Below are 14,580 nucleotides of genomic sequence, written 5' to 3'. Positions count from 1 at the left end.
TGGTTGCGGCGCTTTCGTTACGCCGAAAGGGTGGGATTAGTGGCTGGCTCCGATCAGCTCATCGTTCTGGACGCTCCATGCGGACAGCGCCTCGGCGAGTGCCGGCGAAATATCCACCGCGTTGGTTGGATGCGCGATGGCATTGACGCTGATCACGCGCTTGGCCCCGGCCTGCAGGAGCTCGTCATATGCATCGCCGGCAAAGATGGGGTGGACCACAACGCAGACCGGCGGCTTTGTTCCAGCCTTCGAGAGCAGCTTGACTGTTTCGACAAGCGTTCGCGCACTTGAGGCAATATCGTCGATGATGACGGGTTGTTTGTCGTCCATGTCGGGAAGGCGCCCACCGCTGATCGCGACATCGAAGTCGCCCCAGCGTTTCTTCTCAAGTACGGCTGAAGGGATCCCTGCCCTTTCTGCGACATCGAGCACCCATTGTTCGCTCTCTTCGTCGGGCCCGATGACGAAAGCGTTCGGGATGTTGGCCTTTAGCCAATCCGCGATCGCCGGCGCTGCGGGCACGACCTTGCTCGGCACCGAATAAATCTCGTCGAGATTGTCGATGCGATGCAGATGGGGATCGACGGTGACGAGGAAATCGAAATAGAACGACAGCAGCCGCGAGAACGAAACGGACGTGACGGCCTCGCCTGGATTGAAGGCCTTGTCCTGGCGCATATAGGCTAGATACGGCGCGACGAGCGCGATGCTGCGTGCGCCCTGATCGCGCAGCGCATCCGCCGCGAACAGCAATGGCGCGATTTTCGCATCGGGCCGGTCAAGGGTGCAGAGCAGGACGACATCGCGGCCACTTACCGGCGTGGCGATCCGCAAGTAGGTTTCTTCATCGGGGAACTGGCGCGTCTCGAGTTCGCCGAGATCGGCCTCGAAACATCGGGCAAGTCCTTCGGCCATGCCCGGTGCCGCGCTAAGGGAAAAGACGACCCTGCTCATTGTGCCTCCAATCTGATCATATCGCTGTTGCGCAAAGCAAAGGCGAAAGCATAATCAAGCTCGCCCATGCTTTCGCCGTGAATGGTGAAGAGTGGCTGCCCTTGCTCAACCAAGTCGCCCGACTGGACATGCAGAGCGATACCGGCCGTCGCGCGCTGCGGTGCGCCAGCGAGTTTGGCAGTGCGCGCAAGCAGGCGGTTGTCGAAGGTGGCTACCCGTCCTGCGCGCGCGGCGAGGAATTCGCGCGTCTGGAGCGCCCGCCCTGGCTCTTTGAAGCCGCCCTGGGCCTCGCAGATAGCAAGAAATTTGCTTTCTGCGCGCCCCTCGACCAGCAATTGCGTCGCCCGATGGAGAGCATCGGAGCGTGGTGCGCCGCTCAATTCGAGGATGCCGGCAGCCAGCGCCAGCGCGCGAGCTTTGAGATCCTGCGGCGCGTCGTCGCGGTTGGCCAGAACCGCAAGGACATCATGTGCCTCCAAAGCCGGCCCGATCCCGCGTCCCACTGGCTGGGTCCCGTCGGTCTGGACCGTCGTGACGTGCAGTCCGCATTGCAGCGCCACGTCCTTGAGCAGCCGCGCCAGGGCATCGGCGTCTCCCGTGCTCCTGATCTTCGCGGTTGGCCCTACTGGTAGGTCAAGCAATACGTGCGTCGATCCGGCAGCAAGTTTCTTGGAGAGCACCGAAGCGACAAGTTGCGCATCGCTATCAACATCCAGAGCCCGCTCGATCCGAATGAGGACGTCATCTGCAGGACTGAGATTGACGCTGCCGCCCCAAACGATGCAGCCGCCTTCGCGCTCGACCACTTTCTGCATGGCCGCCACATCGAGCGTTACAGGCGCCATGGTCTCCATCGCATCCGCAGTGCCGGCCGGTGACGTGATCGCCCTGGATGACGTTTTTGGCATCGTGAGCCCGGCGGCTGCGACAATACTGACCACGATTGGTGTTGTCCGATTGCCCGGCAGCCCGCCGACGCAATGTTTGTCCATCACGCGGTCGGCATTCCATTCGAGCCGGTCGCCTGCAGCGAGCATCGCTCGGGTGAGGGCGGCGGTTTCCTCACCTTGTGCCGGTTGCGCAGCGAATGCGGAGACGAACGCGGCGATGTCGACATCCGAATACCGACCGTCCGCGATATCGGCGATGATGTGTCCCAGTCGGTTGTCATCAAGCCGGTGGCCATAGAGTTTAGCTCTAACGTGGCTGAGCGACGACAACGGCTGAGGATGCCTGACCTGAAGCTCTTCGCCTTCGGCGAGCGAAAGCCGTGCCATCAGCCGATGAGGCAGACCCACTTCATCATCGGCCAGGAGATTATCAGTGGCCCGGTAAAGCGTCGCCAACACCGTTCTTCCTCGCGCGACAAGTTCCACCCGGGCGCGGGCGCGGAACCCTTCGGACCGCGCAACCGGACAATCCTCATGCATGAAGATCATCGCTTCGCCAGCGGTTTCGATCGGTAAGGCGCGCGCGCGCAACGGATGAGCAAGTGCATCCGTGGAGGAGGTGGGGGTAAGGACACCCTCTCTCATGAAAGCACGACCTCTTCGGCGTGCTCGGGGACGCGCGCATTCCAGCCAAGACGTTCGGTAACAAGATGTCTTAGGGTGTCGGACGCACCGGGTTCTCCATGGGTTACGAAGACCTGCTGCGGGGAGGACCGGAAACCTTCAAGCCATCGCAGCAGCTCGTCCTGGTCGGCATGGGCCGAGAGCATGTCGAGCTGTGCCACCTCGGCGCGAACGGGGATATAGCTGCCGTGGATTTTCAGTTCAGTCGCGCCATCGCGCAGGGCTGCGCCCCGCGTGCCGCCAGCCTGAAACCCTGCCAAAATGATCGTGTTGCGGTGACTGGGGGCATAGTGTTTGAGGTGGTGGAGAATCCGCCCGCCGGTTGCCATGCCGCTCGCTGAAATGATGATCTTCGGCATGGCGCTGCGATTGAGCTGCTTCGAATCTTCGGCTTCGCGAACATATTCGGCAATTCCGCAGGCATCGCGGCATTGCTTTTCGGTGAGCCGGTGTTCGCCGAGATGGTCACAGAAAATCGAGCTGGCGTTCACCGCCATGGGACTGTCGAGATAGATCGGGATTTGCGGCAGGCGGCCTTGCTGCCGCAACTGACCGAGATGGTAGAGGAGCGTCTGGGCGCGCCCGATCGCGAAGGAAGGAATGATGACCGACCCGCCGCGCTGGACCGTTCTTCCGACAACGTCTTCGAGTACACTTTCAGGATCGGCCTCGCCATGATGGCGATTGCCGTATGTGGATTCGGTGACGATGTAATCGGCCTCTGGAACCGGCACGGGGTCGACCATCGTGGCGCTGCCATAGCGGCCGATGTCACCCGAGAAGACAATCTTCATATCGCCGCACTGCAGCTCGATACTTGATGCGCCGAGAATATGGCCCATCGGCCGGAAGATCGCCTTGCAATCGCGCGTAACTTCGACCAGCTGCTGGAAGGGCACAGGCCGGAATGACTTCAACGCGGCTTTCGCATCGGCCTGGGTGTATAGGGGCCGAGGCGACTTGTGCTTGCTGTACCCTTTCCTTTTTGCATAGCGGGCGTCGGCCTCCATCAAATAACCGCTGTCGGGAAGCAGCAATTCGCACAATTTGAGCGTTGCGTGCGTGCTCAGCACTCGCCCCTTGAACCCGTCGCGGATCAGGGCAGGAACGTAGCCTGAATGATCAAGGTGAGCATGTGTGAGGAGGACCGCATCGATTGACGCCGGATCGACCGGAAACGGCTTCCAGTTGCGCTCACGAAGCTGTTTGAAACCCTGAAAGAGACCGCAATCGATTAGGATCCTGTGATCAGGCGTCTGCAGAAGATATTTCGATCCGGTGACCGTTCCAGCTGCTCCTAGAAAACTTAGTTTGTAGCTCACCAGACGTGTTCCCCGCCAATCGGATAGATGCGTAACCCCCAACAGACGGGAGCACGTGGCGGGAATTACAGTTTATCCTTTCGAACTTACCGGAATCCGCTGTCAGGCGCATCCGGCATGGGAAGGATCGGCGAAAAGCCGCCACCCGGGGTTCGCATATTTGTCGCCTGGCCATGGTAGAGCCGTGCCGCGCGCAACAGTATTTCTCCGGCATAGGTATAAAGCCGCACATCCACTTTGAGCTCGACGATATCCGTCTCAAGGCGGACCTTGCGCGTGCTCGGAGGCGTAAACCGCTGCGCGACATAGCCGCCCTCGACGATCTCGGACCAGACCCGCTTCGTCAGCTTCGCTCCGCGATAGGCGGCCTTGCTGCCATAACCGCGGGCAGGTTTGAAAAACCAGTCTCGCCGTTCGGACCAGAATTTCTCGGCGTTAAAACGATCGACGATTGCTGTTTTCGGCACCGCGGCGAGGATCACTTTTTTCTCGCGTTCGCTCAAACCGCACGAAGCCAGCCAATCCGGATCGGAAAGCAGGCAGAGGTTCCGCTTGTCGGCATAGAGCGCATGGATATGCGGATTTGGCGAGAGCACGACGCGGCCTGTCATATAGGCTTCCCGAAGGGTCCGGCTCTCCGGGCGATCGAGCGAGAAATCGACCAGGCGATTATACACAAGATCGATTTTCCTGCCCTCGAAGAGTAATCCGGCGGGGGAGAGCTCGAGGTCCTCGGGCCCGGCGACCACCGCTTCATATCCGTGCTCCTGCAACAGGGTCCTTGCTGCGAGAAATTCGGGAAAAAGCGGCTGTCCTTCAGGATCATCATCGACGATGGCGATGGATTCGAGCTCACCGGCACGATCCTGCGCATGCCACTCCTCCTCGAACATCCGGGCAATTCTTGTCCGAAACGTGTCCTGTGAGATGTCTGCGGCCAGAGCCGGTCGTGTTTCCCGGCAGCATTGGGTTTGCGCATCGGCAAGCAAGGCGTTCAGAAAAGCGCCGCCGGCATTGGTGTTGATCTCGATGAGCCGCGGACCGTTGGCGGTGAGATGGAAGTCGTAGCCCATAAGAACCCCTTTGGGCCCGAAATCTCGGGCGGCTGACGAAGGCGCCCAGCCCATGACAACCGAGCGGAAGGCAGGGGTTTTGGCGACGGTCTCGATGGCCGCGACAACCTCCGTCATGGCCGAAAGGGTAGCTGGATCGATGAAGACCGGGGCAGCGGCAAAGAGGGTCGATTGCGATGCAAGGAGGGTGTCGCCGGCTCCGCTCTCGCCGAGTTCCGCATCGAGGAGGGTCGCCAAACGCTGCCGGTCGAGCGTTACGCACATGCACTCGGCATTGGCCCAGTCCGCCGCCTTCCCTTCAGCCTGTTCTGCAGCACAGCTGTCGGTCTTGTCATCGCATGGCATCATTCGGTTCCATCAATAATGGGCAGATAAAGCACTTCGCCCAGTGAGGAGTTGCGCTTTTTCGCTGTCTCGGCGAGACTCGGATATGCCGAGAATCTCTTTGCCAGACCAGCTTGCCACGCATGAGGTGCTCAACCAGCCTCCACCCCTTGTGGATTTCAACGCCTTCGAGCTCGACGTTCCTCTGCAAAGCGCACTCGAACGAAACGGGGCGGCTGCGCACCGCGACCAGCTTGCTGTATTTGGCAAACGCGTCGGCAGTTTCGAGGCGCTCGAATGGGGGCGCCTTGCCAACGAAAATCCGCCAAAGCTGAAAACCTTCGACCGCTTCGGCCACCGGATCGACGAAGTCGAGTTTCATCCCGCCTACCACCAACTCATGCGCCTCGGTCTTGAATCGGGCGTGTCGGGGGCGGCCTGGACCGCCGAACAGGCGGGTCATACGCTGCACGCTTCGCTCCTCTACCTCATGACCCAGGCCGACGCGGGCACGGCCTGCCCGATGTCGATGACTTACGCGGTCGTTCCCGCGCTCCGCGCCGAACCGGCCGTAGCCGCTGAATGGGAGCCGCGCGTTACCAGCGGCCGATATGACCCGCGGTTTATCCCGGCGGCTGAGAAGACTGGCGCGACAATGGGCATGGCGATGACCGAGAAGCAGGGCGGTAGCGACGTTCGCGCGAATACTACACGCGCGCATGCGCTCGGCACGGGGGAATATGAGCTGATCGGCCACAAGTGGTTCTGTTCCGCCCCGATGTCCGACGCCTTTCTGACCCTCGCCTACGCAGAAGGCGGTCTGACCTGCTTTCTCGTGCCGCGCTGGCGCCCCGACGGGACCCGCAATGCCATTCACATCATGCGGCTCAAAGACAAGCTCGGCGACCGCTCCAACGCCTCGTCCGAGATCGAATATCACGGCGCCTGGGCCCAGCGTGTCGGGGAAGAAGGTAGGGGCATACGGACCATCATCGATATGGTGCAGGGTACACGGCTCGACTGCATTGCAGGGTCCGCCGCGGGAATGCGTGCAGCTCTTACGCAAGCCGCATGGCATACGCGGCACCGCACGGCCTTCCAGCGCCAATTGGCCGACCAGCCCGCCATGCGCGGTGTTCTCGCCGACCTCGCGCTCGAGGTCGAGGCCGCGACGGCGCTGATGATCCGCATCGCCTCGGCGTTCGACGCTGCGCAGGCCGGCGACGAACGCGAAGCGGCCTTTGCGCGCCTCGCGACACCGATCGCAAAATATTGGGTCTGCAAACGTCAACCCGGCTTCGTCTACGAAGCGCTTGAGTGTCTTGGCGGCGCCGGCTTTGTGGAAGAGGGGCCCATGCCGCGCCTTTTTCGGCAGAGCCCTCTGAATGCGATCTGGGAGGGGTCGGGTAACGTGATCGCGCTCGATGCCCTCCGCGCGCTCACGCGCGAACCGCAAGCGTGGGAAGCCCTGCGCGCGGAGCTTGGCCGGGCGCAGGGCGCGCATCCGCTGCTCGATGCGGCCATCGATCGCCTCGACGGCATTCGTGTCAATGGTGTCCCCGCGGAATCCGAAGCGCGCGCCTTCGTCGAGACGGTCGCGCTGTCGCTCGAGGCAGTCTGCCTCCGCGATGCACCATCTGCCGTTCTCGCCGGGTTCTGCGTGACGCGGCTCGACCCCGACAACCGTGCGTTTCTTTATGGCGGAGCGAATGCTTCGCTTGACACCGACCGGCTGTTGGCCCGTGCCCTGCCGAGCGAATGAGGCGTCGGACGCTCTTGCAGTGAAGGACACTTGGACGGCATCAAGGCCTGACACTCAGGCACTCGCCTGACCGGTAACAGGCGGTGTGGGGGCCTCTTCGGCAAAATTTTCAGGCTTATAGCTGTCTAGGCGGGTGCGTTTGAGCAGCAGGGCATTGACCGCGACAAGGACGGAACTGCCGGACATCGCGATTGCTGCGACAGCGGGACTGATAATGAACGGATAGAAGACACCGGCGGCGGCGGGAAAGGCGATGACGTTGTAGGCGACCGCCCAGAACAGGTTCTGATGCATCTTTCGCAGCGTCGCACGCGACAGCTCCACCGCGCCCACAACATCGTAGGGATCACTTCGCATCAGCACGACGTCTGCGCTTTCCATGGCCACATCGGTACCGGCCCCGATCGCAAAGCCCACATCGGCCTGGGTCAGGGCAGGCGCATCATTGATGCCATCCCCGACCATTCCGACTCTTTTTCCTTGCGCCTGAAGCTCTTTCACCTTGTCGGCCTTCTGGCCGGGAAGCACATCGGCGAGCACGATGTCGATACCCAGTTCCTCGGCCACGCGCCGCGCGGTACCCTCATTGTCGCCGGTGAGCATGGCGACCTCGACGCCCTTGTCATGTAGCCGGGCAATCGCGGCCTTGGCCGTCGGACGCGGCGCATCGGCGATCGCGATCAGGCCTACAAGAATCCCCTGGTGAGCGACATGGACGACCGTGCGGCCCGCTCCCTTGAGTTCCTCGGCCTTGTCAGCCAGCCCTCCCAGTGAGATTGATTCTTCGTCCATCAGCCGGCGGTTGCCGAGGAAAACGGTATCGCCGTTGACCTCCGCCTGCGCCCCTCTCCCGTCGCGGTTGAGAAAATCGCGCGCTTCGGGGATCTTCAGTCCTTCGGCCTTGTCAAGGATCGCAAGGGCGAGCGGATGCTCCGATCCCTTTTCGACCGCAGCGGCCAGTAGCAACACTTGTTCGGGCATGCGGCCCTCGGCGGCCACGATATCCACGACGCGCGGTTCGCCCATCGTCAAGGTGCCGGTCTTGTCGAAGATAACGACATTGAGCTTTGTGGCGTCTTCCAGCGCCGACGCGTTCTTGAACAGAATGCCGCGACTTGCGCCGAGCCCGGTGCCGACCATGACCGCCATCGGTGTGGCCAGTCCGAGCGCATCGGGGCAGGCGATCACGAAGACCGTGATTGTCAGGGTCACGGCAAACAGCAATGTTTCACCGATCCACCAGAACCAGACAGCAAACGTTCCGAGGCCAATGACGATCGCGATCAGAACAAGCCATTGCGACGCGCGGTCGGCGAGCAATTGCGCGGGCGCCTTGGAATTCTGCGCCTCCTGCACGAGCTTCACGATTTGCGCGAGCGCCGTGTCAGCGCCGACCTTGGTCGCCCGGTAGCGGAAACTGCCGCTCTTGTTGATGGTCGCTCCGATGACCTCGTCACCGGGTCCTTTTGCGACCGGCATGGATTCACCGGTCAGCATCGATTCATCGACCTGGGAGCTGCCTTCCAATACCTCCCCGTCTACGGGGATCTTGTTGCCCGGGCGGATGAGCACGGTGTCGCCTTCAAGGACGTCGGCCGTTGGGATTTCCTGCTCCTCGCCATCGCGCAGAACGACCGCCATTGGCGGGGCCAGGTCGAGCAGAGCCCGGATCGCCGCCGACGCGCCCGCGCGCGCGCGCATTTCCAGCCAGTGCCCGAGGAGGATGAACACGAGCAGGATGGCGACGGCCTCATAGAATTGCACGCCGGGAAAGAAAAATGTCGATCCGACGCTGAAGAGATAGCCGGTGCCGACCGAAAGCACGACAAGCACGGCCATATTGAGAATGCCATTGCGAAGGGCGCGCCATGCAGCGACCACAAATGGCCAGACCGGATAGAGCACGGCCGCGCTCGCCAGGCCGAACAGAAAAAGCTCAAGATTCATGCCGAACGGCGGGGCCGGAGGAGTGAAAAACCCGCCCATCGGGGAGTAGATGAAAATCGGGATCGTGAAGATGAAGGCAATCCAGAAACGGTTGCGCATGTCGCGTACCATCTCCTGCATGTCCATGCCTGCCCCGTGGCCCATTTCCTGGGCCATTTCGTCCTTCGCCCCGCCTTGGCGGTGGTCGTGGTGAACTGCCTGTTCTCCCCTGCTGTCCGCACCGCGCCCCGGTCCCGTGCCGGATTCCGAAAGATTTGCTTCCGCCGGTTTACAGACATGCTTCGGCATGATGCCGCCACGGCAGCGGAAACCGCAGCTTTTGATCAGGCTCTGAAGCCGCGTCCCATCGGTCTGCGCAGGGTCGTATTCCACGGTCACGCTGCCCCCCGCGGGGTTTGCAGTGGCTCGGCTTACGCCGGCTTCATGCCGCAGCTGCTTCTCCACGCCGAGGTGATCGAGTTCTTCAAAGAGATTTCCGACTTCTAAAGTGAGTGTTGCCAAAGCGAATTCCCTCTAGGCTGAACCATAGTGCTTCTGGATCAAGACGGTAATGAGCGCTGGCTCTTACAGTTGCTTGCCTGCCACCCTAGCCCTCGCTGCGCGCTCTGAGTTCGGCATAGAGCCGCTCGACATCGCTGCGCTTGGATAGCGAAGTTCCTGGTGTAAGCGCCGTGGCAGCGCCAGCTGCCATGCCGTAAAGAAAGGCCGCCTCGGGCGCGTCGCCTGCGGCAAGGCGAACGGTCATTGCGGCAAGGAAGCTGTCTCCCGCACCGACGGCGCTTTGTGCATTGATCTTCGGGGCGGCGTGCATCACGGTCTTCTCGGGCGTTACAAGCATGGCGCCATCGCGCCCCAGAGTGAGAGCGAGCATGTCGAGGCCATTATCGCGCACGATGGCTTGGGCCGCCGTTTCCTGCTCTGCCGCGGTCGCCAGCCTTCGGCCGACGAGCGTTTCGAGTTCGCCTAGGCTCGGCTTTGCCAGGTGAACGCCGCCACCAATGCCATGCCGCAGAGCGTCTCCAGAACTGTCCAGTACCAGCTTGATGCCTCGGCGCTGGCAAATCGCACCGACGACGGCGTAGATATCGCTACGCAGGCCGCGCGGAAGACTCCCGCTTGCCACGAGATATTTGCAATCGAGCGTTTGCAGCGCTCGCAGGACGACTTCGCAGTCGCGTTCGGAGACTTCCGGACCCTGCGGCACGAAGCGAAATTCGAGATTGGTGGACCGTTCGTAGATCGCGTGGCTGATCCGCGTGGAGCCGGAGATCGAGAAGCGTTCGGCCCGCACCCTTGCTTGCTTGACGAGCTCCTGCAACACGCCGCCTGTTGCTCCACCTGCAAGATAAAGCGCGTAGGACTCGCCGCCGAGTTCATTGATGACGCGCGCAACGTTGAGACCGCCTCCGCCAGGGTAATAATGCTCATCGAATGTGCGGATCTTGTGCATCGGCTTCACCACCTCGGCCTGCGCCGCACCATCGATAGTCGGGTTGAGCGTCAGGGTAGCTATCATGACGAGGGGATCCTTTGTCTTTTTTACGGTCTCCCCGGTTAAGACGCGGCAGGATACGCAGCCTTACGCCGCCATGATCCGCTCGTATGCCTGTCTGGTTTCGTCGGCGCTCGTCAGACTGAGCCGCCCGTGTAACCTTGGCGACGCCAAGGCGTCTGTCCTGCAGGCGACGCGCGAAAAATCAGAGAAATGGTGCAAGATTTGATCCTCCCTTCAAGACGCGATCGCGACCCTGAGCTATTTGTGAAGATATTTGGAAGCGGTGTCCGGACCCTGGTGTTCGTTGCGGGGCTGGGTGGGACCACGCGATATTGGGAGACGCGGGTAACCGAGCTTGCGCAAGAGCATAGAATTGTGCTCGTCGACCTCTTGGGCTTCGGACGATCGCCCAAGCCCTGGGTGAAGTATAGCGTCGAACGGCATGTCGATGCCCTGCAGCGCGTTCTCGCCCCTCTCGGGCCGGTAACGCTCGTTGGCCATTCGCTGGGCGCCCTGATTGCCGCAGCCTATGCGGCCAGACATACCGAGACTGTCGAGCGCCTCGTACTCATCAGCCTGCCTCACTTCGGATCGCAGGACGCGGCGTATACATATATGCGCCAGGGACCGGTTAAAGGAGGGCTCATATACACCAACGTCCTGTTGACCATGCTAGCCTGCATCATCACGCGCCGCCTGTTAGGGAGAATCCTGCCCTATCTCATTCGAGATATTCCGCGCGAGGTCGTCGAAGACCTTGTCAAGCATACGTGGAGGTCATCTACCTCGTCGCTATGGGATGTTGTCTATCGCCATGATGTTGCGGACGACCTGAGAATTCTAGAGCCCGTTCACAACGTGCTTTGTATTCATGGGAGCGATGACATCATGGCACCGCTTGCGCCGGTAAGAGCGCTGGCAGAAGCTTTCTCGAGTGTGCAGCTTTGTGTCCTTGAGGGGCTCGATCATCACCCCTTTCTGCGCGAGCCGGAAAGGTGCTGTGAGCTTATCGCGAGCTTTGCCGAGCAAGCGGCGCGAGAAGCCATGCTGCCGAATGGCTGAGCCCGCCTGACTCCTTTGGCCCCGGACGGGGAGGGCCGAGCCGCGCTGATGCGGGCCGAGGGTGCCTCTGCGCCTGTCTCCGCCGTAATCGCCGGCCCTCTTTCCCGTCCGATAGACGAGACGCAGTCTGGCGCTGCTTACGGCCGAGCGGAGGGCGACATTACATTCAGCCTATTTCTTGCAGCGCTTTCGCCCCTGCTCGCGGTTCTGCTTTTCCTTGTCGGTCTGCGGATGCCCGCATCGCGGGCCATGGCACTGGCCTATCTCGTAACCGCCGCTGCCGGCTATTTCCTGTGGCACATGGCGCCCCGCACAATCCTCGCCGCTTCGATCGAGGGTTTGGCGATCGCGGCCTCGGTCTTGTGGATCATATTTGGTGCGATACTTCTCTTGAGGCTCCTTACCGAAGGCGAGGCGATGGCCCGGATACGCGAAGGATTCGCGGCCATATCGCCGGAACCGCGGGTCCAGCTCATCGTCATCAGCTGGACCTTCGGTGCTTTCCTCGAAGGCGTCGCCGGTTTCGGCACACCGGCCGCCATTACCGCTCCGCTGCTTGTGGCGCTTCGTTTCACACCGATGGCAGCCGTGTCGCTTGCACTGATTGCCAATAGCAGCCCGGTTGCCTTCGGTGCGATCGGTACGCCGGTGGCCATCGGGCTGCGCGAAGGACTCCGTCAACCTGCCGCAAATGGCGGGCTCGATAATCTGATCGAAAACTCGGCGCAGATGGCAGCTGCAATTGATCTGACTACCGGATCGCTCGTCCCGTTCGCGCTCATCCTTATCTATTCGCGGTTCTTTTCCAAAGAACGAAGCTGGTCCAGTGCGCTGGGCTATTGGCGGTTCGCTCTGTTTGCCGGTCTGGCTTACACCATACCTGCCTTTATCGTCAGTGCGACGCTAGGTCCCGAACTTCCCGCGCTTGCCGGCGCGCTTTGTGCCATCGTGCTCGTGGTTCCAGCAGCCCAACGCGGTTTCCTCAAACCCAGATCTGGCGCAGCCACTTCGGGCGCGCCGATTGCCGTAGAACCGTCACGCGTTACACTGAAGCGAGCCTGGGCACCCTATCTCTTGCTCGCCGCGCTCCTTCTCGTGAGCCGCGCAGATCTGTTGCCGGTTAAACAGGTCATGCAGGATGTCTCGTTTGCCTGGCTTTCGGTCTTGGGGACACCGATCAACATTGCGATTGCGCCGCTATATTTGCCGGGTTCGATGTTTTTGATCGCGGGTCTTTTGGCCGTCTTCCTTCTGCCTCTCGACAGTGAGCGGCTCCGCCGCGCTGGCCGGGACACCCTGAAGATCGCGGCCGCAAGCGCTGTGACGCTTGCAGCGGCGGTCCCGATGGTGCGCGTCTTTGTGTATTCGGGAATCAATTCGGACGGTCTGCCCAGCATGCCAATGGCGCTTTCAGTTCTTGCGGCCGATGCCGCCGGACAGAACTGGCCGGTGATTGCACCATTCATCGGAGCGCTGGGCAGTTTTCTCTCAGGAAGCGCGACCTTCAGCAATATGACATTTGCCCTGTTTCAGTTCACCGCAGCCAATCAGGCCGGACTGCCACCGGAAACCGTCCTTGGCGCCCAGATCCTTGGCGCCAGCGCGGGGAACATGGTGTCGGTCGTCAATGTGGTGGCAGCTGCAGCCGTCGTCGGCCGTGTCGGGCGCGAGGGAGAGATCATCCGGGTCACGCTTGTGCCAATGCTCGCCTATACTGCCGCCGTTGGCCTTGTCGCAGCTGCCGCAATCGGGTTCGCACGATGATCGAGCATGTGCTGCATCTCATTCTCCTGCTGCTGGCGGCGAGATCCTTCGGAGAGATTGCAACGCGCCTCGGCCAGCCCGCGCTGGTGGGGGAGATCGGGGCCGGGCTAATACTGGCAGTTTTGGCGGCCTCCCTCAACGCTCCGTTTCTCGCCGAATTGTCGCGCAGCGCCTTTCTCGACCTTGCCGCCGAGTTCGGAATTTTCTTCCTGCTGCTGCTTGCCGGCCTCGAAATTGCCCCCGGAGAGCTGTTCAGACATTCGGGTCGCTCGGCTGCCGTGGCGCTCGGAGGCGTGCTGTTGCCACTCGCTTTGGGCATGGCCCTTGCGTGGTGGGTGCTTCCCGACAACCCGATGAAATTCGTCCAGGCTCTGCTGGTCGGCGTTGCATTGTCAATTTCTGCGGTCCCGGTCGCCATCGGCGTGTTCATGGATCTCGGCATGGTCCACACCCCAACCGGTCGCACGGTGATCGCCGCTGCAATTCTCGACGATATCATCGGACTTGTGCTCCTCGCGATCTTGACCGGCGCAATTGCGGCAGGTTCCGTCCCGGGGATTGGGGCGATGTTGCCGCTGCTTGGCAAAGCCGCGCTGTTCTTCCTCATTGTCGCTGCCGCCGGCTATTTCGGGGCGCCGAGGATCGCCAATCTGATCTCGCGCCTGCGGATTCCCGCCCCTGAGTTTACCGCGCTCATTCTGACAGCCTTGGGGTTTGCAGGGCTGGCCGAACTGCTTGGCATGGACTTCATCATCGGAGCCTTCGCCGCCGCCCTTCTGTTCAACGCCAAGAGCCTGGGTCAAGCCTCTTTCGCGCGCCTGAAAGCAACGGTCAGCGATCTCACGATGGGCTTGCTGGCCCCGCTTTTCTTTCTTTCGATCGGTATTCGCGTGGATTTCGCGGCCCTTGCCATCATTCCTGGCATCGTGCTGGCGCTGATTCTAGTCGCACTTATGGGCAAGATCATTGGCGCCGGGCTTCCTGCTCTGCTTTCTGGTCTCACCCGCAAGGAGGCGCTCGGGGTCGGGTTCGGCATGAGCGGCCGCGGGGCGGTTGAATTGATCATCGTGAGTATCGCATGGGAGGCAGGGCTCTTCGATTATCCCGGCACGGTCGTCGCCAATCTCTTTTCCGCTCTCGTCCTCATGGCGCTCGTCACCACGATTGTCACACCCATCGGACTGCGCTGGCTTTTTCGCGAGCGGGGGCAGCAGGGCTGTAATCGGCCGGGCTGAAAACCGTCTCACCATATGGACGATGCTTCGGCGGCGACGGGTAAGATTTAGCCGCCGCTCGAGGCAAC

At 61.5% G+C, this 14,580-nt stretch carries 10 protein-coding genes; 4 read left to right on the top strand and 6 right to left on the bottom strand.

All coding sequences use genetic code 11. The features are described from left to right. Positions 1 to 36 precede the first annotated feature (36 nt). The 4 genes from KCN53_RS10425 to KCN53_RS10410 form a co-directional block, all read right to left on the bottom strand. A complete protein-coding gene (locus tag KCN53_RS10425; RefSeq protein ID WP_088712487.1) occupies positions 37 to 954 on the bottom strand; it encodes a ribose-phosphate pyrophosphokinase in 918 nt (305 codons plus the stop codon). After that, positions 951 to 2,489, bottom strand: coding sequence for a thymidine phosphorylase family protein (locus KCN53_RS10420; protein ID WP_088712488.1), 1,539 nt, complete (start codon positions 2,487 to 2,489; stop codon positions 951 to 953). Before KCN53_RS10420 ends, KCN53_RS10425 begins: the two co-directional genes overlap by 4 nt. Further along, a complete protein-coding gene (locus tag KCN53_RS10415) occupies positions 2,486 to 3,850 on the bottom strand; it encodes an MBL fold metallo-hydrolase RNA specificity domain-containing protein (protein ID WP_088712489.1) in 1,365 nt (454 codons plus the stop codon). Before KCN53_RS10415 ends, KCN53_RS10420 begins: the two co-directional genes overlap by 4 nt. Positions 3,851 to 3,936: 86 nt before the next feature. After that, positions 3,937 to 4,923 (bottom strand): hypothetical protein, encoded by a 987-nt coding sequence (locus KCN53_RS10410; protein WP_224199604.1) that lies wholly within the window; start codon positions 4,921 to 4,923, stop codon positions 3,937 to 3,939. 430 nt (positions 4,924 to 5,353) lie between these two features. Here KCN53_RS10410 and KCN53_RS10405 point away from each other — a divergent pair, with 430 nt between their 5' ends. Continuing rightward, complete coding sequence (locus KCN53_RS10405; protein WP_088712490.1) at positions 5,354 to 7,009, top strand: acyl-CoA dehydrogenase family protein; 1,656 nt, start codon at positions 5,354 to 5,356, stop codon at positions 7,007 to 7,009. A 54-nt stretch (positions 7,010 to 7,063) separates the two neighbouring features. On the opposite strand, the gene KCN53_RS10400 is transcribed toward KCN53_RS10405, so the two are convergent. Together KCN53_RS10400 and KCN53_RS10395 are read right to left on the bottom strand one after the other, a co-directional pair. Beyond that, on the bottom strand, positions 7,064 to 9,334 hold the full coding sequence (locus tag KCN53_RS10400) for a heavy metal translocating P-type ATPase (RefSeq protein WP_224199601.1): 2,271 nt from the start codon (positions 9,332 to 9,334) through the stop codon (positions 7,064 to 7,066). 208 nt (positions 9,335 to 9,542) lie between these two features. Continuing rightward, positions 9,543 to 10,472 (bottom strand): 1-phosphofructokinase family hexose kinase, encoded by a 930-nt coding sequence (locus KCN53_RS10395; RefSeq protein WP_088712492.1) that lies wholly within the window; start codon positions 10,470 to 10,472, stop codon positions 9,543 to 9,545. A gap of 189 nt (positions 10,473 to 10,661) precedes the next feature. On the opposite strand from KCN53_RS10395, the gene KCN53_RS10390 reads away from it, so the two are divergent. The 3 genes from KCN53_RS10390 (at position 10,662) to KCN53_RS10380 (ending at position 14,512) form a co-directional block, all read left to right on the top strand. After that, positions 10,662 to 11,513: an alpha/beta fold hydrolase gene (locus KCN53_RS10390; RefSeq protein ID WP_088712493.1), complete on the top strand. Its 852-nt coding sequence runs from the start codon at positions 10,662 to 10,664 to the stop codon at positions 11,511 to 11,513. 111 nt (positions 11,514 to 11,624) lie between these two features. Continuing rightward, the gene (locus tag KCN53_RS10385) at positions 11,625 to 13,277 is read left to right on the top strand and encodes an L-lactate permease (RefSeq protein WP_397333643.1); all 1,653 of its coding nucleotides are present in this window, start codon (positions 11,625 to 11,627) and stop codon (positions 13,275 to 13,277) included. Then, positions 13,274 to 14,512, top strand: coding sequence for a cation:proton antiporter (locus KCN53_RS10380; protein ID WP_047822095.1), 1,239 nt, complete (start codon positions 13,274 to 13,276; stop codon positions 14,510 to 14,512). Before KCN53_RS10385 ends, KCN53_RS10380 begins: the two co-directional genes overlap by 4 nt. The last annotated feature ends 68 nt before the right edge of the window (positions 14,513 to 14,580 follow it).

Origin of the sequence: Pacificimonas aurantium (assembly GCF_020092905.1) — a bacterium.
Taxonomy (GTDB): Bacteria; Pseudomonadota; Alphaproteobacteria; order Sphingomonadales; family Sphingomonadaceae; genus Pacificimonas; species Pacificimonas aurantium.
This window is presented reverse-complemented; position numbering and strand designations above follow the sequence as displayed.